General features: G+C 59.2%; 20 protein-coding genes and 1 tRNA gene. 14 read left to right on the forward strand and 7 right to left on the reverse strand.

The window, feature by feature from the left end:
- Window positions 1-69: 69 nt before the first annotated feature.
- Window positions 70-2,022 carry an acetoacetate--CoA ligase gene (locus ATY79_RS23320; RefSeq protein WP_088705018.1) on the forward strand — a complete coding sequence of 651 codons (1,953 nt, stop codon included), beginning with the start codon at window positions 70-72 and terminating at the stop codon, window positions 2,020-2,022.
- 221 nt (window positions 2,023-2,243) lie between these two features.
- Here the strand turns inward: ATY79_RS23320 and ATY79_RS23325 are convergent, their stop codons facing one another.
- On the reverse strand, window positions 2,244-5,942 hold the full coding sequence (locus ATY79_RS23325) for an ATP-binding protein (RefSeq protein ID WP_088705136.1): 3,699 nt from the start codon (window positions 5,940-5,942) through the stop codon (window positions 2,244-2,246).
- A 215-nt stretch (window positions 5,943-6,157) separates the two neighbouring features.
- On the opposite strand from ATY79_RS23325, the gene ATY79_RS23330 reads away from it, so the two are divergent.
- Window positions 6,158-6,607 (forward strand): phasin, encoded by a 450-nt coding sequence (locus tag ATY79_RS23330; protein ID WP_088694689.1) that lies wholly within the window; start codon window positions 6,158-6,160, stop codon window positions 6,605-6,607.
- Between the two features lie 126 nt (window positions 6,608-6,733).
- Window positions 6,734-6,810 (forward strand) — tRNA-His (locus ATY79_RS23335).
- Between the two features lie 154 nt (window positions 6,811-6,964).
- On the opposite strand, the gene ppk2 is transcribed toward ATY79_RS23335, so the two are convergent.
- Window positions 6,965-7,882 carry a polyphosphate kinase 2 gene (ppk2, locus tag ATY79_RS23340; RefSeq protein ID WP_088694688.1) on the reverse strand — a complete coding sequence of 306 codons (918 nt, stop codon included), beginning with the start codon at window positions 7,880-7,882 and terminating at the stop codon, window positions 6,965-6,967.
- Between the two features lie 844 nt (window positions 7,883-8,726).
- On the opposite strand from ppk2, the gene ATY79_RS23345 reads away from it, so the two are divergent.
- The 3 genes from ATY79_RS23345 to ATY79_RS23355 all read left to right on the forward strand — a co-directional run bounded on the left by ATY79_RS23345 (window position 8,727) and on the right by ATY79_RS23355 (window position 10,213).
- A complete protein-coding gene (locus ATY79_RS23345) occupies window positions 8,727-8,972 on the forward strand; it encodes a helix-turn-helix domain-containing protein (RefSeq protein ID WP_007796787.1) in 246 nt (81 codons plus the stop codon).
- A 241-nt stretch (window positions 8,973-9,213) separates the two neighbouring features.
- On the forward strand, window positions 9,214-9,678 hold the full coding sequence (locus ATY79_RS23350; RefSeq protein WP_088705019.1) for a hypothetical protein: 465 nt from the start codon (window positions 9,214-9,216) through the stop codon (window positions 9,676-9,678).
- Between the two features lie 64 nt (window positions 9,679-9,742).
- Entirely contained in the window at window positions 9,743-10,213 is a 471-nt protein-coding gene (locus ATY79_RS23355) for a DUF4174 domain-containing protein (RefSeq protein WP_088705020.1), read from the forward strand.
- Between the two features lie 18 nt (window positions 10,214-10,231).
- Here the strand turns inward: ATY79_RS23355 and ATY79_RS23360 are convergent, their stop codons facing one another.
- On the reverse strand, window positions 10,232-11,113 hold the full coding sequence (locus ATY79_RS23360) for a LysR family transcriptional regulator (protein ID WP_088705021.1): 882 nt from the start codon (window positions 11,111-11,113) through the stop codon (window positions 10,232-10,234).
- Window positions 11,110-11,424 (reverse strand): putative quinol monooxygenase, encoded by a 315-nt coding sequence (locus ATY79_RS23365; RefSeq protein ID WP_088705022.1) that lies wholly within the window; start codon window positions 11,422-11,424, stop codon window positions 11,110-11,112. Before ATY79_RS23365 ends, ATY79_RS23360 begins: the two co-directional genes overlap by 4 nt.
- 188 nt (window positions 11,425-11,612) lie before the next feature.
- On the opposite strand from ATY79_RS23365, the gene ATY79_RS23370 reads away from it, so the two are divergent.
- From ATY79_RS23370 to ATY79_RS23405, 8 genes are all read left to right on the forward strand, one after another.
- Window positions 11,613-13,109: a CoA-acylating methylmalonate-semialdehyde dehydrogenase gene (locus tag ATY79_RS23370; RefSeq protein ID WP_088694683.1), complete on the forward strand. Its 1,497-nt coding sequence runs from the start codon at window positions 11,613-11,615 to the stop codon at window positions 13,107-13,109.
- A 239-nt stretch (window positions 13,110-13,348) separates the two neighbouring features.
- Window positions 13,349-13,831, forward strand: a complete 483-nt coding sequence (gene rirA / locus ATY79_RS23375) for an iron-responsive transcriptional regulator RirA (RefSeq protein ID WP_088705023.1) — start codon at window positions 13,349-13,351, stop codon at window positions 13,829-13,831.
- Window positions 13,832-14,165: 334 nt separating this feature from the next.
- The gene (locus ATY79_RS23380; protein WP_088694716.1) at window positions 14,166-15,761 is read left to right on the forward strand and encodes an ABC transporter substrate-binding protein; all 1,596 of its coding nucleotides are present in this window, start codon (window positions 14,166-14,168) and stop codon (window positions 15,759-15,761) included.
- A 90-nt stretch (window positions 15,762-15,851) separates the two neighbouring features.
- Window positions 15,852-16,856: an ABC transporter permease subunit gene (locus ATY79_RS23385; protein ID WP_088705024.1), complete on the forward strand. Its 1,005-nt coding sequence runs from the start codon at window positions 15,852-15,854 to the stop codon at window positions 16,854-16,856.
- Between the two features lie 9 nt (window positions 16,857-16,865).
- Entirely contained in the window at window positions 16,866-17,756 is an 891-nt protein-coding gene (locus ATY79_RS23390; RefSeq protein ID WP_088694680.1) for an ABC transporter permease subunit, read from the forward strand.
- 1 nt (window position 17,757) lies between these two features.
- A complete protein-coding gene (locus tag ATY79_RS23395; protein WP_088694679.1) occupies window positions 17,758-18,594 on the forward strand; it encodes an ABC transporter ATP-binding protein in 837 nt (278 codons plus the stop codon).
- Window positions 18,591-19,430 (forward strand): dipeptide ABC transporter ATP-binding protein, encoded by an 840-nt coding sequence (locus ATY79_RS23400; RefSeq protein ID WP_088694678.1) that lies wholly within the window; start codon window positions 18,591-18,593, stop codon window positions 19,428-19,430. The genes ATY79_RS23395 and ATY79_RS23400 overlap by 4 nt, the downstream gene beginning before the upstream one ends.
- A gap of 51 nt (window positions 19,431-19,481) precedes the next feature.
- Window positions 19,482-20,015, forward strand: a complete 534-nt coding sequence (locus ATY79_RS23405; RefSeq protein ID WP_088705025.1) for a gluconokinase — start codon at window positions 19,482-19,484, stop codon at window positions 20,013-20,015.
- 1 nt (window position 20,016) lies between these two features.
- On the opposite strand, the gene ATY79_RS23410 is transcribed toward ATY79_RS23405, so the two are convergent.
- The 3 genes from ATY79_RS23410 to ATY79_RS23420 all read right to left on the reverse strand — a co-directional run bounded on the left by ATY79_RS23410 (window position 20,017) and on the right by ATY79_RS23420 (window position 22,888).
- A complete protein-coding gene (locus tag ATY79_RS23410) occupies window positions 20,017-21,261 on the reverse strand; it encodes an FAD-binding oxidoreductase (protein ID WP_088705026.1) in 1,245 nt (414 codons plus the stop codon).
- Window positions 21,262-21,335: 74 nt separating this feature from the next.
- On the reverse strand, window positions 21,336-21,839 hold the full coding sequence (locus tag ATY79_RS23415; protein ID WP_088705027.1) for an isoprenylcysteine carboxylmethyltransferase family protein: 504 nt from the start codon (window positions 21,837-21,839) through the stop codon (window positions 21,336-21,338).
- A complete protein-coding gene (locus ATY79_RS23420; RefSeq protein ID WP_088705028.1) occupies window positions 21,836-22,888 on the reverse strand; it encodes a type III polyketide synthase in 1,053 nt (350 codons plus the stop codon). The genes ATY79_RS23415 and ATY79_RS23420 overlap by 4 nt, the downstream gene beginning before the upstream one ends.
- Window positions 22,889-23,023 lie beyond the last annotated feature (135 nt).

Here is a 23,023-nt window from a genome sequence, read left to right on the forward strand (position 1 = left end):
CGGTTCGTTAGTACCTTTATAAGCTGATATTGCATGGTATACAGGCAAGCAAAATAGGAGAAGTGTCGAATGCGCGACGATAAGCCACTCTGGGTGCCTTCGCGAGCATCGGTTGAAGCGAGCCCGATGTACGCCTTCATGCAGCAGTGCAATCGCGACTTCGATCTGTCCCTGGCAAGCTACCAAGATTTGCACGCTTTTTCGGTCGCCGAGAGGGAGCGGTTCTGGACGTCGGTCTGGGAATTCTGTGGCGTCAAGGGCGAGCCCGGAACTCGCGCGCTGCTCAATGGCGACATCATGCTCGATGCGCGTTTCTTCCCCGATGCGACCCTGAATTTTGCCGAGAACCTGCTTTCCGCGGAAGGCGCGGGTGACGCACTGATCTTTCGGGGGGAAGACAAAGCTGCCGATCGCTGGAGCTGGGACCGGTTGCGTGGCCTCGTTTCCAGGCTGCAACAGGCATTCAAGGCAATGGGTATAGGATCCGGAGATCGGATTGCCGCAATGATGCCCAACATGCCGGAGACGGTGGCATGCATGCTGGCGGCCGCGTCGATCGGCGCGATCTGGTCGTCATGTTCGCCTGACTTTGGGGAGCAGGGCGTCCTTGATCGTTTTGGTCAGATCGGACCGAAGCTTTTCATCGCCTGCGACGCCTATTGGTATGGCGGCAAGCTGCAGGACGTGAAGGCCAAGGTGGCGACCGTAACAAAGCAGCTCGGCACACCATGCCTCGTCGTCCACTATGCCGGCGATGCCGCTGCGGTCGCCAACGAGACATCTGCCGCCGAGACGCTGGAAGACTTCATCGCGCCGTTCGAAGCGCGTGCAGTCGAGTTCACCCGCCTGCCATTCTTGCACCCCCTTTATATCCTTTTCTCGTCGGGAACGACCGGCGTTCCGAAGTGCATCGTGCATTCCGCTGGCGGCACATTGTTGCAGCATCTCAAGGAGCACCGACTGCATTGCGGAGTTCAGCCAGGGGAGAAGCTCTTCTATTTCACCACATGCGGCTGGATGATGTGGAACTGGCTGGTGAGCGGCCTGGCGGCCGGCGCCACGCTTTGCCTTTTCGACGGCTCGCCATTCGCGCCCGACGGCAACGTCCTTTTTGATTTTGCGGCTGCCGAGAAATTTGCTGTTTTCGGGACGTCGGCGAAATATATCGACGCTGTGCGCAAGAGCGGGCTGACACCGCGCACCAGTCACGACCTCTCCAGCCTTCGGTTGATGACATCGACCGGATCGCCGCTCTCGCCCGAAGGCTTCTCCTTCGTCTACGAAGGCATCAAGGAAGACGTGCAGCTCGCATCCATTTCCGGTGGCACGGACATTGTCTCCTGCTTCGTCCTCGGCAATCCGTTGCTGCCCGTCTGGCGCGGCGAAATCCAGGGGGCGGGCCTCGGCCTTGCCATGGATGTGTGGGACGACGAGGGCCAGCCGGTTCGCCAAGAAAAAGGTGAGCTCGTCTGTACAAAAGCCTTTCCGTCGATGCCTGTGATGTTCTGGAACGATCCTGATGGCGCCAAATACAGGGCAGCCTACTTCGAACGCTTCGACAATGTGTGGTGCCACGGCGACTTCGCAGAATGGACCGAGCACGAGGGCATCATCATTCATGGGCGGTCTGACGCCACGCTCAATCCAGGCGGCGTCCGCATCGGCACGGCTGAGATATACAACCAGGTCGAACAGATGAACGAAGTTGCGGAGGCGCTCTGCATCGGCCAGGAATGGGATGACGATGTCCGCGTGGTTCTTTTTGTGCGCTTGGCTCCCGGTGTCGTTCTCACCGACGACTTGGCGAAGGCGATCAAGAACCGCATTCGCTCAGGCGCTTCACCACGCCACGTGCCCGCAAAGATCATCGCCGTCAGCGATATTCCCCGCACCAAGTCCGGGAAAATTGTCGAGCTGGCGGTTCGCGAGGTCGTTCACGGTCGGGCGGTAAAGAACAAGGAGGCGCTCGCCAATCCGGAGGCGCTCGATCTCTTCGCGGAGCTTGCGGAGCTGCGCGTCTGACCGACGGACGGCACCACTGATTACAAGCTTTTACCTTTGAGAGATTGAGGGCTGCGGCAACCTTTCGTTAAGAAACGTTGGTCAAAAGTAAATCCAACTTGGGGCTGCATATGAACGAGGCAGCCGGAGCCTTCGGCTCCCAAAACATGATGTTAGCTTGACTAAGCCCTTGTTGAACAGCACCCGAACTCTCAGGCAGCCTCTCGGCTGCCTTTTTTCGTTCAGCCTGCCAGGACGCGCTGCGACGGGAAGGCGATCTCGACCAGCGTGCCTTCATTGGGCGCGGAGCTGATCGCGAAAATTGCTCGGTTGGCGTCAACCATCGCCTTCGTCAGCGGCAGGCCGAGCCCTGTGCCGTCGCCCCGGTGACGCGACTGTGCGGAGACCTGCCGGAACGGCTTCATGGCTTGATCCAGCTCGCTCCGGGTCATGCCGACGCCGGTATCGCGAACCCGCAAGACGACGCTGCCGTTTGCCTCATAGGACGTGGAGACGACAATCTGTCCACCGGCCGGCGTAAACCGTATCGAGTTTGACAGGATGTTGAGGGCAATCTGCTTTATCGAACGAAGGTCGGCGACGACATCAGGCACGGCCTGGGACAGGGCCGTGCGGATGATGACACGCTGGCTGTTGGCCTGTGGCTGAAGGAGCGAGACTGCCTCAGCAACCGCCTCGTTCAAATCGATCGCGCCGAAATCCAGGTCCATTTCGCCGGCCTCGATCTTCGAGATATCCAGCAGATCGTTGACGATATCGAGGACATGGCGTCCGGACCGGCCGATGTCGTTGGCATACTCGACATAGCGGGGGTGTCCGATCGGCCCGAAGCGCTCGGTCGCCATCATGTCGGAGAAGCCGATGATCGCGTTGAGCGGCGTGCGGATCTCATGGCTGACACGTGCCAGGAAGTCCGTCTTGTGCTCGCTGGCGGTCTCCGCTGCGCTCTTGGCGCTACGCAGTTCGTCCTCAGTGCGCTTCCACTGGGTGATGTCACGGATCACCGCGCAGTAGCCGCTGGAGGAGGTGAGCCGTCCCATTGTCATGAAGAGCGGCACGAAACCGCCAGCGGCTTCACGGCCAATGACCTCCCTGCCGTCATTGAGCACGCTTGCGACCCCATGACCCGACAGGCCGCCAAGGTAATCAAGCACGGCCTTTTGGCTCTCATGCGCAAAGAGCATGACGAAGGGCTTTCCGCGGGTCTCGTCTTCGTCGTAGTTGAACAGTGCGCTTGCCGAACGGTTCATCGAGCGGATGTCGCCCTCGGCGCCGATCACTACGACACCGTCCGTTGCCGTCTCCAGGATCGAACGCAGTTCCTCGACTTCCACCTGCAGCTTGGCGACCTTCTCCAGCATCCTTTCGAAGGAACGAGGTTCCGCCGGAGCAACGGGGCGCGCAGGAACTGCGGCGTCACTCGCTGCGGGCATCAGTGCGAGCATTAAGGCACTGCTTTCTTCCCAGCGAATGGATTGCAGCCGCGCCGTGACCGGAACAAGACTATCATCGACCGTTACCAGCATCATCGTGCCGGCGCGGCCGGCGCTCCCCTCTAGCTCCGAGCGCTGTAACAGCGCATCAATGCCACCGACCTCGCTCAGCGCTTCCAGCGTCTGGTAGCCGGTTAGTCGCATGAATTCCGGATTGGCGTGGATCAACTGGTCGCCCGCATGCACGAGGACGGCGACAGGCAACTGGTCGATGGTAACGGCGGATAGGCCCACGCCCATTTTCGCGCGTGGCGGAATGAAGCTCGCCAGCATGTCCATTTGGCTGACGGTTTCCTCCAGCCCTTCGGTCACGTCGTCCGCCGCCTCGGTTCCGTCGGCTGCAGCCCGTGCCTCCTCAGCGCCTTCAATTTCCGGCGCCACATCGACCGCATCATCCCCGAGAGCGACTGTCTCATTGGGGTGCGCGGTCGGGGCTTCCGCTGTCGCGATGTCGCGTTCCTCGGTTTCGTTCGCCACAGGCTCATCGTCGCGCGGCTCCGGCTCGCGGACGCCGAAGGCTTCGAGACGCTTGGCGATCTCGCGGAAATTTGCCTGTTCGGCGGAGGTCAGCTGCGGGCCGACGCCGTGCAATTGCACGATCTTGTCAGTTAGCCGGCGGCTCGGATTTTCGACGATCCGCAAGGCCGGCGGCTCGGTAGCTGGCTGCGGCTCGGTCGGTTCGGACGTCGTCTGAATGCCTGCTTGTGTGGTCGCAGCCTCGTCAGCAGTCGGCTCGGAAGCCGGGGCGACCGTTTCTGCCACCGTCGGTTCGCCGGTCGCCACGTCATCGGCGAGCGCCGACAACACCGTGTCTTCAGAGGCTTCGGCCCGCTGATCGAGTGCGGCCACGTCATTGATGATGCCGTTCGGGCCAAGCGTCAGGCCGAGCGCCAAAGGATCTTCGGCGGCATCGGACAGGCGCACGACCCCGAAGCCGCGAAAACCGTCGAATTCCCGGCTTCGGGTATAAGTGGGCAGGGCCGCGAGATCGACCGGCACAGCCAGGCTTGTTCCCTCGATCGGCCAGTTGATCGTCTTGCCGGACCAGGTGTCACGCCGCGCCAGGGCTTCGCTGATCTTGCCGTCCGGATCGAGGTTGAACAGCGCGGAAATATCGCTGAACGGCGTGCCGATGATATCAGCGGCATGCGGCCCGACGGCTTCGGCAAATTCGTTCGACACTTCGCTGAACCGTCCCGCTGCGTCGATCTTCCAGACAAAACGCGTGGCACGACTGTTCGGATTGAAAACGAAGGCACCTTTCCTGGAGGCCATCCCCGGGTCTGGCTCCGACTGCTCCGTTTCGTTGACGACGTCGGCATCGACGGTTTCGGGCGCTGGTGCTTTCGCCAGGCCATCTTCGACCGCGGCGGACGCTGCTTTCTCGTCCGGAGCAGCCACAGCCGGTTCGTCCGCCAGGCTTTCCGGCGCGGTCTCGATCGCGGTTGGCGCTTCGACGAGCGAGGGCTGTCCGGCCTCTTCCGCTGCGGCGAGTAGCGCTTGGTCTTCGTGGTTGATCTCTTCGGGGGCTGGCTCGGCGTCCAACGCCTCTTCCGCGATTGCTGCGGCTTCGGCGGTCACCGCTTCTGCCGCATCGCGCTCATGCGTTTCCTCTTCAGGAGGCTCTTCCATGTCTTCAATGCCGGCAATGGCATCGATCGCGTCGACGAAGTTCGCGGCCTGCGGAGGCGCAATATGGTTAACGGCGGCTGTGGATAAGTCTTCTTCAGGCGCCGGCGGGTCGATCGGATCGAGGTGACCGATGACGGTCTCGACGGCGAAAAGGAGATGGAGCGCCGGCTCGTCGCTAAGTCGCCCGACAGCCGCCGGAAGGTAGCCTTTGCCGGTCGCAACGGGGCGCTTCGCCAAGCGGTCGGCATGATTGCCTGCAAGCGCGGTCATTGTCTTGGCGGTTTGCTGCGTGACACCCAGCGAGGCAAAGCCGGGCGAGGCGGCAATGATCTCCCCGTCGGCGCCGATAACTGCCATATGCGTATCTGGATCGTCGAGGCCCCGGAGCATCTGTTCGGCGGATGCCGTTATCGACAGGGCGTTGGTCGCAACTGGCAGCGACAGAAGAACGGCGCGCTCCCCGGATGCAAGGCGGATCAGTTCCACCGTTGCCTGAACCGGAACGCGCTGGAAGCCACGAGCAATGCGGATCATGAAGTTGCGGCTGTCGCCGACATTCACGAGCTGCCGCGCTGTTACCTCCAACTGGCGGAAGGTGATGTCGGCTCGGTCTATCCCCTGGTCCAGCAGGTCGTAGACGGCCGATTGCCCGAAGAGTTCGGCGCCGGCGCCGTTTGCCCAGAGCGCGCGGCCGAGATCCGCCGACAGCAGGACCATCGCTTCGCCACGCGAAAAGCGTTCCCGCACCCGGGGATGCACGGCGATGTCGATGAACGGATACTGCACTGCGGGCATGATCGAACCTTCGGCTTCGGTCATCGTGAAAATTAATAGTCTATTAATAACGATAGCCCGGAACGGGGTCCAGAACAGAGCCCGGCTTTCGGCTGGAAAGGTTAACGCGTTGTGCGTCGCACAAACATATTGCAATGCACAAGAATCTGCGCTATATGATGGACATCTAACCTACGAGGCCATCACGCATGCCGAGGCAAAAGGAGCGCAAACCAATGGCTAACATAAAGATGGACGACGTTTTTTCAATGTCGTCATTTGATCCTTCCAAGTTCACCGAATCCTTCCGCGACTTCGCGGAAAAGGGCGCACAGCAGTCGCGTGAAGCCTACACGAAGATGAAGACCGCCGGCGAAGAAGCAAGCAAGACGCTCGAGGCAACGGTTCAGACCGCCCAGGCCGGCGCTGTCGAAATCGGCCACAAGGCGATCGACGCTCTGCGCACGAACGCTGAAAACTCGCTGACCCACATGGAAGCGCTGCTTGCAGTCAAGTCGGTCGCCGAACTCGTCGAGCTCCAGACGACCTTCCTGCGTAAGCAGGTCGAGTTGACGATCGAGCAGGCCAAGACCATGCAGGAAACCTCCAAGCAGGTTGCCGAAAAACTTGCCAAGCCTTCCAAGGAAGCTGCTGAAAAGGTCATGGCCTCCTTCAAGGCGGCCTGATTTTCGACAGGACACACGAAGAGGCTGGACCATTTGTCCGGCCTTTTTGTATATTGGGGAGAGATAGGGCTTGAATTAATTTTCAAGTCCTCGTATGTGACCCCCGTCGCGGCAGACGCGATTTGTGCGGTTGTAGCTCAGTTGGTTAGAGCGCAGGTTTGTGGCACCTGAGGTCGGTGGTTCAACTCCACCCAACCGTACCATTTCTTCCTACAGCAGATGTCATTTCACCGTAGTCGTCAGCTCGCGCGAAAACGGTCATGCTCTCACCTTACCCAAGTAATGCTGCTTCGGAACAATGCGGGTCGATGAAGCGAGCACGGCGGCCTGCACGTGCCCACGGGACCGGTTTCCCAATCAATACTTCGAAGGCACGTAAAGCTCCGGCGGCAGCACCTTGCGCTCATAATCCGGATTGAAGACACGATTCGGCAGCGTGATCTCCTCGTGCGGGACGTCCGTGTAAGGAATTTGATGCAGTAGGTGATCGATGCAGTTCAGCCGTGCCCGCTTCTTGTCGTTGCCTTCCACGATATGCCACGGAGCTTCCGGAATGTTGGTGCGCGCGAAGGTTTCTTCCTTCGCCTTTGTGTAGCCTTCCCAGCGGACTCGCGATTGCAGGTCCATCGGTGAGAGCTTCCACTGCTTCAAGGGATCGTGAATGCGCACGAGGAAGCGCATCTGCTGCTCTTCGTCCGTGATCGAGAACCAGTATTTGACGAGCCGGATGCCCGAGCGAACGAGCATGCGCTCAAATTCCGGCACGTCGTTGAAGAACTGCTCGACCTGGTCCTCAGTCGCAAATCCCATGACCCGCTCAACACCCGAGCGATTGTACCAGGAGCGGTCGAAGAGCACGATTTCGCCACCGGCAGGCAGGTGGGGCACGTAGCGCTGGAAGTACCATTGCGACTTCTCGCGGTCTGACGGCGCTGGCAGGGCGACGGTGCGGACGACGCGCGGATTGAGGCGCTGCGTGATGCGTTTTATCACGCCGCCTTTTCCGGCAGAGTCGCGGCCCTCGAAGATCACGACAACCTTTTCTTTGTTGTAAACCACCCAATCCTGCAGCTTGATCAGTTCCGCCTGCAGCGAAAGTAGCGCGCGAAAATAGTCAAGCCGGGGAACCGACGCCGGATGGGCGTTGCGGTAGATCTTGCGGATCGCGTCGGAAAGCGCCGGCTCGGAAAGCTCCAGCTCGTAGTCCTCGTCAATGGTGTCGGCCAGTTCGGCTTCGAGCCAGTCGGAATAGTTGTTGTCGGTTATACTGTTCATGGACGTTCACCCTCAACGTTTGTGGCACGATTTAAAAAGACGGTCTGCTCAGGTCTCGCTTGAGTGCATATGCGCCACAGCGGTACCGAGAATACAGGTAGAGCAATCACTTTCCTGATCTTGTTGCCTCAAGTGGAGTGTTGGCGCGATCACGACGATGTTCTTCAACCTGAACTATTGTCATCGCCGGCTCCTCTTGGGGCTAATCCTTAGTCGGGTCTATTCCCTTAGAATGAAGCTCCTGTGACATTGGACGCGCGCCTCGTGCGTTGAATTTGAAGAATTGCTCGCTCTGTACGTGCGCCATCAAAGAATTAGACATAGATAGAAGACAATATCGCGATATCGACGAGGTTTGGCCATGTTCCTGCCACCCCTTGTTCATTCTTTGCTAATAAATCGATCCGCGGGGAACGGGCCACCAAAAGGGATCGCGGACTGCCGGAACGTTTAGTACGGTCATTTGTGGAGGCCGATTGGTTCCGGCGCTAGCTGCGATTTCCCGTGTCCTGACCCGAGGCTCAGCTGTCTGCATGGCGGTTTCATTCGCCCGATTTAGGTCACGGTGATTCGTCTCGAAACCGGTGCGAATGCCGGAAAATAGGTGACAAATCGCCGCGTGCGAGACGTTTTTTTGGCGTGTGGACGCCTCTATCGGCGCCATCAGGTGGGCCGGCAAAACTGCTTTGCTTACAAAGGGCAATCAGATTTTGCCAACTTGTTCGAACTCCCGTCGTTGGGCTCTCGTCGATCACGGATTAACCATACTGCATTGCAAATCGTGATCGAGAGTGCCATTTTCTCGCCGGGGGCTAATTCAGAGTGATTTCAGAAGGAGACGTAAATGTCCATTTCGCTCAGCAATCTGGATGCATCCAAGGCTACCGCCGTTTCGGCCATGAATGTAGCCGCTGCTGTACGTGCCGCTCGAGAGGCAGTCGGCTATAGCGTCGATGACCTCGCAGTAACCTGCGGTCTGGTTGTCAATGAGATTGAGGAAATCGAGAGCGGTGAGGATGCGGATCCCGCCAAGCTCAAGCGGATCGCCTCTGCATTGCAGGTGCCGGTCTCATCATTTGTTCCGATGTGAAGATAATCTCAGGGCCGGGCAGGCAACTGCCCGCCTGGCCTTGCCCCCGTCAAACCGCCTGAAACGACCTTCCTTCATTTCTTTTTAACTTTCCTCTCCGACCCGGCTGAACGCTTTTACCCGCAAAGGGTAGTTTTACCGTCGCTGGTTGTGCGGTGCGTTAGCAACTTCATAGCAAATGTCCCTCGAATGAGCCGAGCGCCTGCGCGCTGCGGCGGTTTGCTGTATCGGGGAGAGGGGAATGAGCCGGGTTCGTCGCATTGGCGCCACGCGACTTGATTTGAACGAAATTATGAAGCGCGGCGCACTTGCCGTCCTTTCCGTTCTCGCAGTCCTGCTGCCGATCCTGAAGATCAGCTTCACGAGCGAGACAGACGAGGTCGTTCTGGGGGATTTCCAGCTGCTGGGTGGGGCCGCCTATCTTCTGCCTGCTGCATTTCTATGCGGTCTTGCGACCGTCGTCTTCGATGGCATGCGCGTCCACGCCCGCTTCGTTGACATCGCCGGATTGATCATCGTTTTCGCAGCGGTCTCGCGTGCCGCTTATAGCCTCGGCTCAAGCCTTAGACAGGACGCTGCGGCGGTTGATGCACCTGCACAGAGGCTGGATCAATTGGCACAGGTTTCCTTGTCCTACGGCAGCATCCCGCTGTTGCTCGTCCTCTTTGGTGCCTTGTGGCAGTTGCGGAAATCATGGCGCAGCTGAGCGATGCGTTGGCGCATGGAACTGTCATGTCTCCTTGGACGTTCGGTCTACAGGAGAAATGTGCATGTCGAAAACGCCTCTTTACGGTGCAACCAAGGTGGACGAAGGCAACGAGGCTTATTCCGCGCTTGCGAGCCTTGAGCAGTTCCAGTGGCGCAACCGCGTCCTAGTCATCTTCCCCGACAGGAGAAACGCGCGGGCTGCTCGCCAGGAAAACCAATTGCTTGCCGACCGCGATGCCTTGCAGAACCGCGATATGGTCATTCTCAAGATTGCCGGCGGCAGTGTCAGGGTGCTATTTGGGGCTGGTGAAAGTCTGGATGCTACAGCGATCGCGAGCGAGTTGGGGGATCCAGCGGCCGGAGAGTTTGCGGCCTTTCTCGTCGGCAAGGACGGGACGGTTAAGCTGAAAGTCAGCGAGCCGATCTCGAGGGGTGAACTGCTTGCCATTGTCGACAGCATGCCTGTGCGCGCGGCCGAGATTGCCTCGGACAAGCAGCAGACAAGCGACGAGTCCGAGAAGCGCGACGACTGACCTGATGTTGAACCGATGTCATAGAAATATGTGGCGCTCGGCGGCGACGAGTTCCTGAAGGAAATCGGAAACCGTGCGTACCCGCACGAGTTCGCGCGCGCTCTCGTGAAATGTCGTCCAATAGGCTCGCCGGATCGAAATATCCGGCAGAATGCGCACCAATTCGGGATGCTGCCGGGCAATGTAGTCATGCAGGATGCCGATCCCTGCACCCGAAAGCACGGCTTCTGTTTGGCCAGTCGCCGAAGAAATCTCGAAGGCGGCGTTCCAGTTGCGCATCACCTCGCCGGTGAAGTTCAGCGACTGGGAGAAGATCAGATCCTCGACATAGCCTATCCGTCGGTGCTGCTTCAGGCCCTCTGCATCGGAAGGCAGGCCGTTGAGGTCGGCATAGCTTCGAGAGGCGTAGAGACCGAGCGTGTAGTCGGTGAGCTTGGCTGAGACGAGGCGACCCTGTTCAGGCCGTTCCAGAGTGATCGCAATATCAGCCTCACGCTGCGAGAGCGAGAACGAGCGTGGTACGGGTACAAGCTGGATCTTCAGTTCTGGATGGCGCTCGATAAGGCGCCCCATCCTTGGCGCGAGAAAGGAAACGCCGAAACCGTCAGGTGCCCCTACACGCACGGACCCCGCGATCGCCGTATCGGTGCGACCGAGATTGGCCTGCACGGAGAGCATCTCGGTTTCCATCCGCTCCGCCGACGCAAGGAAAACTTCGCCTTCTGCCGTCAGTTCGCAGCCGTTTGTGCGGCGAACGAAAAGGCGGCTCTGCAGCGCCTCTTCCAGCGAGGTAAGCCGCCGCGAGAGCGTGGCGTGGTTGAGACCCAGTCGCTTTGACGCGGCAAGGATTTGACCGGTACGGGCGACAGCCAGAAAGATGCGGACGTCGTCCCAGTTCATAATTTGCCATGCATTGTGATGGGGTCGACGTCGATAAGCGTCAGGGACGTCACCATCCCGGCGGTTGCGTTCTTGTATTTGAGGAAATGCGGTGTCTGCAGATGCGCTTCGTAGGCCGTCTGGTTGGCGTACACCTCCAGGATTCGGATCTTATGGGGACTGCCCTTGATGGAAACCGCGCTTAGCGACAGAACGCCAGTCTCGAGTGCGACGGCGGCCTCGATCTCCTCAGTCAATAGGAGGCGATAGGTTTCAAGCTGGTCGGGCTCGATCTCGAGCTCCGCAATTCTGACAATCAGTTTCCCGCCCATTGAAGCACTATCTCCTCTTCAGTTTGGGTCGACCGTGGTAGTCTAACCAAGTCCTGCGTAGACGATCAGGAAGCGTCAGCCTGATCTAGCTGGCTTCAATTTATGCACAACGGTTGCTTATATCAGATCATTGATTTGTGCAAATTGTAGTGCGATTGTTCGCCATCCAAAAAACAGGAGGAGCACTCATGCGTGAGATTGGTCATTTCATCGGCGGTAAGCATGTCGCCGGCACCAGCGGCCGCACCAGCAACGTCTATAATCCGGCAACCGGTGAAGTTCAGGCAACGGTGGCGCTCGCAAGCGTCGAGGACATGCGCGCCGCTGTCGAGAACGCCAAGGCCGCTCAGCCGAAGTGGGCAGCAACGAACCCGCAGCGCCGCGCCCGCGTCTTCTTCAAGTTCGTCGAACTGCTGAACAAGCACATGGATGAACTCGCCACCCTGCTGTCGAGCGAGCACGGCAAGACAGTCGAAGATTCCAAGGGCGACATCGTTCGTGGTCTGGAAGTCTGCGAATTCGTCTGCGGTATTCCGCATCTGCAGAAGGGCGAGTTCACGGAAGGCGCCGGCCCGGCAATCGACATGTACTCGATGCGCCAGGCGGTCGGCATCGGTGCGGGCATCACCCCGTTCAACTTCCCCGCCATGATCCCGATGTGGATGTTTGCTCCGGCAATTGCCTGCGGCAACGCTTTCATCCTGAAGCCGTCCGAGCGCGATCCGTCCGTTCCGATCCGTCTGGCAGAGCTCATGATTGAAGCCGGCCTCCCGGCAGGCATCCTCAATGTCGTTAACGGCGACAAGGCTGCGGTCGACGCCATCCTGACCGATCCTGACATCGGCGCGGTGTCCTTTGTCGGTTCCACGCCAATTGCCCGGTACGTCTATGGAACGGCTGCCATGAACGGCAAGCGTGCACAGTGCTTCGGCGGCGCGAAGAACCATATGATCATCATGCCTGACGCCGACATGGACCAGGCCGTCAACGCCCTTATGGGTGCAGGTTACGGCTCCGCCGGCGAGCGCTGCATGGCGATCTCCGTGGCCGTCCCGGTCGGTGAGGAAACCGCCAATCGCCTCGTCGAGAAGCTCACCCCGAAGATCGAGTCGCTCCGTATCGGTCCATACACGGACGAGAAGGCTGATATGGGCCCGCTGGTCACCAAGGAAGCCTATACCCGCGTCAGCGGCCTGATCGATCGCGGCGTCGAGGAAGGTGCCAAGCTCGTCGTCGACGGTCGCGGCTTCAAGCTGCAGGGTTATGAAAACGGCTACTTCGTCGGCGGCACGCTCTTCGACCATGTCACGCCCGACATGGACATCTACAAGACCGAGATCTTCGGGCCGGTTCTTTCCGTAGTTCGCGCCAAGAACTACGAGGAAGCCCTCGACCTGCCGATGAAGCACGAATACGGCAATGGCGTCGCGATCTATACCCGCGACGGCGATGCCGCCCGTGACTTTGCCTCGCGCATCAACATCGGCATGATCGGCATCAACGTCCCGATCCCGGTTCCGCTCGCCTACCATTCCTTCGGCGGCTGGAAGGCATCGAGCTTCGGTGACCTCAACCAGCACGGTTCGGACTCGATCAAGTTCTGGACCAAGACTAAGACGGTCACCGCTCGCTGGCCCTCGGGCATCAAGGACGGCGCCGAATTCGTCATGCCGACGATGAAGTAAGGCGAAAGAACGATGATGTTATCGAATTGGGGGCTGCGGCCCCCAATTTGCGTTGAGGAGGTCGAAGGGCATGCTTCGGGTGCTGTCCCGGTAGTTGCCGACTCCGAACGGACCGCTTGAAAAATTGTCGCGGCAATCCGTCTCACATAAGCTGAATATGAATTTCATATTTTGGAATTGTTCAAAACTACCAAAGCCACTATATAGACTGCTTGTAGACGACGATTCTGGAGATCGGCATGCGTTTGACCAAGCAGACCAACTATGCGGTTCGCATGTTGATGTATTGTGCCGCCAATGATGGGCATTTGAGCCGGATTCCGGAGATTGCCAAGGCATACGGCGTTTCTGAACTCTTTCTGTTCAAGATCCTGCAGCCGCTCAACAAGGCCGGCCTGGTCGAGACGGTTCGCGGTCGCAACGGCGGTGTGCGGCTTGGCAAGCCGGCGAAGGACATCAGCCTCTTCGACGTGGTTCGCGTGACGGAAGACAGCTTTGCGATGGCAGAGTGCTTCGAGGATGACGGTATGGTCGAATGCCCGCTGGTCGACAGCTGCGGTTTGAACTCCGCCTTGCGCAAGGCGCTCAACGCCTTCTTCGACGTGCTGGCGCAATATTCGATCGATGATCTCGTCAAGGCGCGGCCGCAGATCAACTTCCTGCTGGGGCTGACGGGCGAACAGCCGCACCGCAAGCAGACGGTTGCCGCTCCGGCAGCCTGAACTGCGATGACAAGATTTTGATACGGCCGTGGCAACTTTTGTGTGCCGCGGCCGTTTTGCTTTAGGCGAGTTTGAAGCGAAAAATTCGCGCGCGACGTGCGCAATGATGCTGTCCCCGACGCGAAATTATACCAAATGCGACAGGAATCGTGTTTATCCAATCCGTTTATTTCTAAATGCGGCTCATTTTTGGCGGAAAATTACTAAAGTTGTCCATCTGGAAAAATTTTCCACTTCGGTCGTTGATTTCAGCAAATAAATGTCGTTCCATCTGCCGTCATTCCGGAGGGTTTCCGGGATCTCAAAGAAAAGAACAAACCTGGGAAACGATATCATGAAAAAGATGTCTGTCTTGTTGGCCGCGACGGTCCTGGCTTCGGCCATGGCATCCGCAGCCTGGTCCAAAACTCTCGTTTACTGCTCCGAGGGCTCGCCGGAAGGCTTCGATCCCGGCATTTACACTGCAGGCACCACCTTCGACGCTTCTTCTCGTACGGTCTACAGCCGCCTTGTCGAGTTCAAGCATGGCAAGACCGAAGTCGAGCCCGGCCTGGCCGAAAGCTGGACGGTTTCCGACGATGGCATGGTCTACACCTTCAAGCTGCGTCCGGGTGTCAAGTTCCAGACCACCGAGTTTTTCACGCCGAGCCGCGATCTGAACGCTGACGACGTCGTCTTCTCGTTCGAGCGCCAGCTGAAGGCTGACAGCCCGTGGGCCAAGTATGTTGCAGGCGTTTCCTACGAATACGCTGCCGGTATGGGTTTTCCCGAACTGATCAAGTCCGTGGAGAAGGTCGACGACCTGACCGTCAAGTTCACGCTCAACCATCCGGAAGCCCCCTTCGTTGCCGACCTGGCAATGGACTTCGCGTCCGTGCTGTCGAAGGAATATGCCGACAAGCTGCAGGCTGACGGCAAGATGGAACAGATGAACCAGATGCCGCTCGGCACCGGTCCGTACACGTTCGTTGCTTACCAGCCGGATGCCGTCATCCGCTACAAGGCCAACGAAGCCTACTTCAAGGGCAAGGAAAAGATCGACGATCTCGTATTCGCGATCACCCCGGACGCTTCTGTCCGCGCTCAGAAGTTGAAGGCCGGCGAATGCCACATCATGCCGTATCCGAATGCGGCTGACATCAAGGACCTGCAGACGGACTCGAACCTGAAGGTTTTGGAACAGCCGGGCCTGAACGTCTCCTATCTCGCCTACAACACGCTCCAGGCTCCGTTCGACAAGGCCGAAGTGCGCAAGGCGCTGAACATGGCGATCAACAAGCAGGCGATCGTACAGGCCGTCTTCCAAGGCGCCGGCCAGGTTGCCAAGAACCCGATCCCGCCGACAATGTGGTCGTATAATGACTCCATCCAGGACGACGCCTACAACCCGGACGAAGCCAAGAAGATGCTCGAAAAGGCTGGCGTCAAGGATCTCAGCATGAAGATCTGGGCAATGCCGGTTTCACGTCCGTACATGCTGAACGCACGTCGCGCCGCTGAACTGATGCAGGCTGACCTTGCCAAGGTCGGCGTCAAGGTCGACATCGTCACCCACGAATGGGCTGAATACCTGAAGCTCTCCAAGGACAAGGCCCGCGACGGTGCTGCGATCCTCGGCTGGACCGGCGACAACGGCGACCCGGACAACTTCCTTGACACTCTGCTCGGCTGCGAAGCCGTCGGCGGCAACAATCGCGCGCAGTGGTGCAACAAGGAATTCGACGATCTCGTAAAGAAGGCCAAGAAGACCGCCGACGTCGCAGAGCGCACCAAGCTTTACGAACAGGCGCAGGTCGTCTTCAAGAAGGAAGCTCCGTGGGCGACGATCGATCACTCCACGGAATTCGTACCGATGAGCGCCAAGGTTTCCGGCTTCGTGCAGGACCCAGTCGGTGTTCACCGTTTCGACGGCGTTGATATCGCCGAGTAATCAAAATTATGCAAAGATGCCCGGCAACCCCGGGCTTGGCCGGCGGTCAGGTTTGATACCTGACCGCCGGAACACTACGGACACTTGCCAATGTTGCGATTTCTCATCGGACGCCTCGCGATCCTGATCCCAACCTTCATCGGCGTTTCACTCATCGCCTTCTCGTTCATCCGCCTGCTGCCCGGTGACCCGGTCATGCTGATGTCGGGCGAGCGTGTAATGGCGCCGGAACGCCATGCCCAGGTCATGCATGATCTCGGCCTCGACAGACCAGTCTACGTTCAGTACCTGGATTACCTCGGCAACGTAGTGCAGGGCGATCTGGGCTCGTCGATCGTTACCAAGCGCCCGGTTCTGCAGGAGTTCGGGTCGCTCTTTCCGGCGACGCTTGAGCTTTCGCTTTGCGCGATCATTTTTGCCATCGTGCTTGGCATTCCCGCCGGCGTCTTTGCGGCGGTCAAACGAGGAACCTGGTTCGACCAGAGCGTGATGGGTGTTGCCCTCGTCGGCTATTCGATGCCGATCTTCTGGTGGGGCCTGCTGCTCATCGTTCTCTTCTCGAACACGCTGCATTGGACACCTGTGTCCGGCCGCATTTCGCTGATGTATTTCTTCAAGCCGGTCACCGGCTTCATGTTGATCGACAGTCTGCTGTCCGGTCAGGCCGGTGCGTTCAAGTCGGCGTTCGTCTCGTTGATCCTGCCGACCATCGTCCTCGGTACGATTCCGCTTGCGGTCATCGCGCGTCAGACGCGCTCGGCAATGCTTGAAGTGCTGGGCGAGGATTATGTTCGGACCGCGCGCTCGAAGGGCCTTGCCCCCATCCGCGTCGTTGGCCTGCACGCGCTGCGCAACGCGATGATCCCGGTCGTGACCTCAATCGGTCTGCAGGTAGGCGTGCTGCTCGGCGGCGCAATTCTGACGGAAACGATCTTCTCCTGGCCGGGTATTGGCAAATGGATGGTCGATGCCGTCTTCAAGCGCGACTACACCGTCGTTCAGGGCGGCCTGTTGATGATCGCCGGTATCATCATGATCGTCAATCTGATCGTCGACCTCATGTACGGTCTCATCAATCCACGTATTCGTCACTAGGAGCGGCTTATGAGTGTGATAACCACCAAGTCGACCCAGCCGTCAGGGCTCTCTGAGTTCTGGTACTACTTCTCACGCAACAAGGGCGCGGTCATCGGCTTCGGCATCTTCCTGCTGGTCCTTTTGATGGCGATCTTTGCGCCGTTGATTGCGCCGCATGATCCAAACGTTCCTTTCGACGGTATGCAACGCGTGCCCCCGGTCTGGGCGGAAAAGGGCAATCCAATGTTCCTGCTTGGAACGGATGCCGTCGGTCGCGATATGCTTTCGCGTCTGATCTATGGCACGCGCTTCTCGCTGTTCATCGGCCTCGTCGTCGCGTCGCTGTCGGCTGTCGCCGGCGTGCTGCTCGGTCTGATCGCCGGCTATTTCCGTGGCCGCGTTGATACCTTCATCATGCGCGTCATGGACATTATCCTGGCTTTCCCGTCGCTGCTGCTCGCTCTGGTGCTGGTTGCCGTTTTGGGTCCGGGTCTGCTCAATGCCATGATCGCCATCTCGATCGTCAACCAGCCGCATTTCGTACGACTGACGCGCGCTGCCGTGATCAGCGAACGCGAGAAGGAATATGTCGTAGCGTCGCGCGTAGCCGGCGCCGGCACCTTCCGTCTTATGTTCAAGACGATCCTGCCGAACTGCCTGGCGCCGCTGATCGTTCAGGCGACGCTTGCGTTTTCCGCTGCGATCCTCGATGCCGCAGCCCTCGGCTTCCTCGGCATGGGCGCCCAGCCTCCGACATCTGAGTGGGGCACGATGCTCGCCGATGCGCGCGAATTCTTCCAGAGCTCGCCGTGGCTCGTCACTTTCCCGGGTCTGTGCATCCTGATCACCGTTCTCGCCATCAACCTGATGGGCGACGGACTGCGCGATGCGCTCGACCCCAAACTGAAGAGGTCCTGAGATGGCACTTCTTGAAATTGAAAATCTCGCCGTTGAATTCCAGACGTCGACGGGTCCGTTTCGTGCCGTCGATGGCGTGTCGCTCAAGGTAGATGCGGGTGAAGTTCTGGCAATCGTCGGAGAGTCGGGGTCCGGCAAGTCGGTGTCCATGCTCGCGGCGATGGGGCTTCTGCCGTGGACGGCAAAGGTGACGGCCGACAAGATGGTCTTTGACGGCCGCAATCTGCTCGGCATGTCGGCAAGCGAACGACGCAAGATCATCGGCAAGGATATGTCGATGATCTTCCAGGAGCCGATCGCCAGCCTCAATCCATGCTTCACGGTCGGCTTTCAGATCGAAGAGGTTCTGCGGATCCATCTCGGGCTGGACAAGGCTGCGCGGCGCAAGCGCGCTATCGAGCTGTTCGAGGCCGTTGGCATTCCCAACCCTGCCGAGCGCCTTGGCCATTTCCCACACCAGATGTCGGGTGGCCAGTGCCAGCGCGTCATGATCGCCATGGCAATTGCCTGCAATCCGAAGCTGCTGATCGCCGATGAACCGACGACTGCACTCGACGTCACCATTCAGAAGCAGATCCTCGATCTCCTGATGCGGCTGCAGACAGAGCATCGGATGGGTCTCATCATGATTACGCATAACATGGGCGTTGTCGCCGAGACGGCCGATCGCGTGATCGTGCAGTACAAGGGACGCAAGATGGAAGAGGCCGACGTCCTGTCGCTCTTCGAGTCCCCGAAGAGCGATTACACCCGCGCGCTGCTTGCCGCCTTGCCGGAGAATGCCACGGGCGACCGACTGCCGACCATCGGCGAGATTTTCAAGGGAGCGGCCCAATGACGCCAGTCCTCGAAGCAAAGAACATTGTCCGCAACTATTATCTGCCGGGCGGCCTCTTCAAGAAGGAGAGGACCGTACATGCCGTCAAGGGTGTGAGCTTCAAGGTGGAGCAGGGCAAGACGCTGGCCATCGTTGGCGAAAGCGGTTGCGGCAAGTCGACTCTCGCCCGCATCGTCACGATGATCGATCCGGCAAGCGGCGGCGAGCTGTTTATCGATGGCAAGAAGGTCGATATCGCTGCCGGCGATCTGACACCGGAAATTCGCCGCAAGGTACAGATCGTCTTCCAGAACCCCTACGGTTCGCTGAACCCGCGCAAGAAGATCGGCGACATCCTGATGGAGCCCCTGATCATCAACACCGATACGCCCGCCGCCGAGCGGCGCGAATTGGCGATGGCGATGTTGAAGAAGGTCGGCCTGCAGGAGATCCATTTCAACCGCTATCCGCATATGTTCTCTGGCGGCCAGCGTCAGCGCATCGCGATTGCTCGTGCTCTGATGTTGAAGCCGAGGCTCCTGGTTCTCGACGAGCCGGTGTCGGCGCTCGATCTTTCGGTCCAGGCCCAGGTGCTGAATCTGCTCGCCGATCTGCAGGACGAACTGAATCTCACCTATGTCTTCATCAGCCACGACCTGTCGGTCGTCCGCTACATGGCCGACGATGTCATGGTGATGTATTTCGGAGAGGCTGTTGAGTACGGCACGCGGGATCAGGTTTTCAATGATCCGCAGCACAGCTATACGAAGACTTTGTTCGCTGCCACGCCGCGCGCCGATGTCGACACCATCAAGGCTCGCCTTGCGCGCAAGAGCACGGCGCTCGCTGTGTCTTAGGGTCGAGTTCTCCCGTCTCCGGGAGTCCCGGAACGATGGGAGTGATAAGCAATGCCAGAGACCAACGAAACCCCTTACGCCATCATCGTCATGGGGGTCAGTGGCTGCGGTAAATCCTCGATCGGCCTGAAGATTTCGGACGCCCTCGGCATAAAATTCGTCGAGGGTGACCAGCTGCATCCGGCATCGAATGTCGAGAAGATGTCGAAGGGCATCCCGCTGACGGACGACGACCGTATGCCTTGGCTCGATCTCATCGGTCAAACGATGAAAGCATCGCTTGATCGCGGGCAGGGCGTCACCGTTTCCTGCTCGGCGCTGAAGCGCACCTATCGCGAGCGGTTACGCAACGCCGTAAATGGTAATCTGTCCTTCGTCTACCTGTCAGGCTCGAAGGAGCTACTGACGAAGCGCATGGGTGAGCGCAAGGGTCATTTCATGCCCCCATCATTGCTGGCAAGCCAACTCACGACACTCGAAGTGCCGACCGGTGAGCCGGGCGTCGTGACGGTCGATATCGACGATACGGTCGAAGGAATCGCGGCAACGGCGCTCCGTGATCTCAAGTCTTTGGGCGTCGCTTAGCTCAGATGAAACGCTGCGGCGAATAGGCGGAAATATCGATGAACGGCCTCTCGCCGGTGATTACCTCCGCCAAAGCGCGGCCGGTGACCGGTCCCAGCGTCAATCCGTGATGAGCGTGGCCGAATGCGAACCATAGCCCGTCGTGTCGAGGCGCCTTTCCAATAATGGGCATCATATCAGGCGTGCAGGGGCGGGCGCCCATCCATGGCTCCGGATCAAGCCTCTCGCCGAGCGGAAAGACCGTGCGCGCCACCTTCTCGGCTCGATCGAGCTGCACGGGTGTCTTTGGTGCATCCAGCGCGGCGAATTCAGCACCCGTCGTCGGCCGGATGCCGCGGCTCATCGGTGCAAGCAAGTAACCGCGCTCAGCGTCCAGCGTCCAGTTGTGGAGGGTAGCATTGTTTGCCGCGGCATAGTGCATGTGATAGCCGCGCTTGACGCCGAGCGGAAAAGCATAACCGAGCCGACGTGTGGCCACTGTGGCCCAGGGGCCGAGCGCCAGGACCGCGTGCTCCGCATCCAGAGAGCCTTGGCTGGTCACCACCCTCCAGCTCGCGCCGGAACGACCCAGGGAGTTGGCGTCACCGGTGACGTACTTTCCACCCAAGCTCTCGAAATGGGTGCGATAGGCCATTGTCAGGCCAAGCGGGTCGAGCACTGACCACGGATCACGCCACCGCAGACCGCCAACGAAATCGCCCTTGATGTGGGGTTCGAGCCGCGTTACGTCAGCGGCATCCAACTGCTCGTGCATGACGCCGAACTCGGCGCGTAGCCGCTCGGCCTCGGCGAATTCGGCATTGCGCCGGGCGGCCGTGCGAAATATCTCCATCCAACCATTCTTCCGGATCAGATGCTGCGCATTCGACGCTTCAATCAGATCATTGTGCTCCGAAATCGAGTGCGCGATTAGCGGTGCATAAGCGCGGGAAATCATCTTGTGACGTTTGGCGTTGGAATTCCACCAGTAGCGGCCAAGGAACGCCAGCTGTCCGGGCAGCGCCCGGAGGTGATAGTGGGCATCGATCCGGTTGTTGAAGGCGTAGCGGATCAGAACGCCGATCTGCTGCGGAAAGCCGTATGGCACGACGCCTTCGCGCTGAATGAGACCGGCGTTGCCGAACGAGGTTTCAGTGCCCGGCGGCTTGCGGTCGATCAACGTCACCTGCAGGCCTCGGCGCTGCAGGTGAATGGCCGTCGATACGCCGACGATACCGGCGCCAAGTACGATTGCATTCTTTGTCATTGCCTTGCATTCCACCTATTGCAAGCAATGAAAATGCCGCTCCGCCAAGCGGCAGGCAAACGAATAATTTCGTTTCATTTCAAAAACATTGTCGTTTTCAATGCCTTGTTTTCGGCTTTGATGCGGACGTACAGCACTGCGGCGTTGAGCACCGAGAATACCGCTGCGTAGACGGGCATGCCGAAAGCCAGAGGAAGGACGGCGATCTCGCCTACCACGACGACATAGTTCGGATGCGCGAAGAACCGGTAGGGTCCACTGCTGACGAGCGGAGCTCCTGGCAGCACGATGATGCGTGTCGTCCATCGTCCTTTGAGCGTGCCGATGACCCAGAGCCGGCCCGCCTGTAGAGCCATGAAAACGGCAAACCATAGCGGTTCGATCGGACGGCCGATCGCCAGCAGCCACAATCCGGCGATCCAGCAGCTATGCAGGGCCACCATATAAGGGTAGTGCTGCGGCGCAGCCTCCTTCGCACCGCTGCTCAAAAGTACCTGTGTATTGTGGCGCGCAAGGGCGAGTTCCCCGAGGCGCTGCGCCGTCACGAAGGCGAGGAGTGCAACTGAGGGCCACATCATGCAACCCTCTTTAAAGTCACGCAGCTTGCCGTAAAGCCCGGTCCCATGGCGACCATGGCACTGCGCTTCGGTAGCCCCGTCCTCAAGGCACGCTCAAGCACGAAAAGGATCGTAGGCGAGGACATATTGCCATATTCGGCAAGCACCGCGCGCTCATGGTCTAGCGTCCCCGATTTAAGCGACAAAGCACTTTCCAAGGCAGCCAGCACCCTTGTGCCGCCGGGGTGGCAGATGAAGCGATCGATGTCGGCCCGAGAGAGACCGTTGCGGCCCAGTATCCCGTCAACCGCCGGACCGAGCTCGGTCTCGGCAAAGGGTGGTAGCGATTGAGCGAGAACCACACCGAAGCCGGTGTCGTCAATCTTCCACCCCATGATGCCAAGCGTATCGGGGAAAAGATGTTCACCGGTCGACTCGACCTCCACCTTTCCCTCCGGCCCTGCCCGGAGAATGCAGGCCGCCGCGCCGTCGCCGAAAAGCGCCGTGGCGATAATGTTCGCGCGCGTCAACTCATCCAGCCGGAACGCCAGCGTGCAAAGTTCGATTGTCACGAAAAGCACTGTTGTGCCTGGCCGATCCCTGGCAAACCGCGAGGCGATGGCGAAGCCGGAAACACCGGCCGCGCAACCGAGCCCGAAAACCGGAACACGTTCGATATCCGAGCGAAAACCCATTTTCTGTGCGAGCTGTGCATCAAGGCTCGGCGTGGCAATGCCGGTGGACGAGATGGTGACGATGCAGTCGACGTCGCTTCCTCGCAGGCCCGCCTTCTTCAGCGCATTGGTGGCCGTCTTGAAAAACAGGCTGCGCGCCACTTCGCCATAGGCTTCCATCCGGTCCTGCCAGCCATGCGGCTCGATGAACCATTCCAATGGACGAGCGGCATAGCGCTTGCGAATGCCGGCATTGTCAAAGACGCCGGCGAGGTGGGAGAAGTCCTTGAAGCGTGATGAAAACAGACGGGCGGAAGTCGCCGCCGCCTCCTTCTGTGTGATGACATGTTCCGGCGTTGCTACGGCAAGACTCAGTAATTTTACGGTATCACTCACGGAATGCTCCTTGTGGCCGGCGCGTGAGCGGCTAACACCTCAGCCCTGCATTTATTCGTCGGCGTCGGGATTGCGACACCCGAAAAAAGAAGAACACGCAATCGAATAAAGTGCCAGCCAGCAGTGTTCACTCGC

It is taken from the genome of Rhizobium sp. R693 (assembly GCF_002211315.1).
In the GTDB taxonomy this organism is placed as follows: domain Bacteria; phylum Pseudomonadota; class Alphaproteobacteria; order Rhizobiales; family Rhizobiaceae; genus Rhizobium.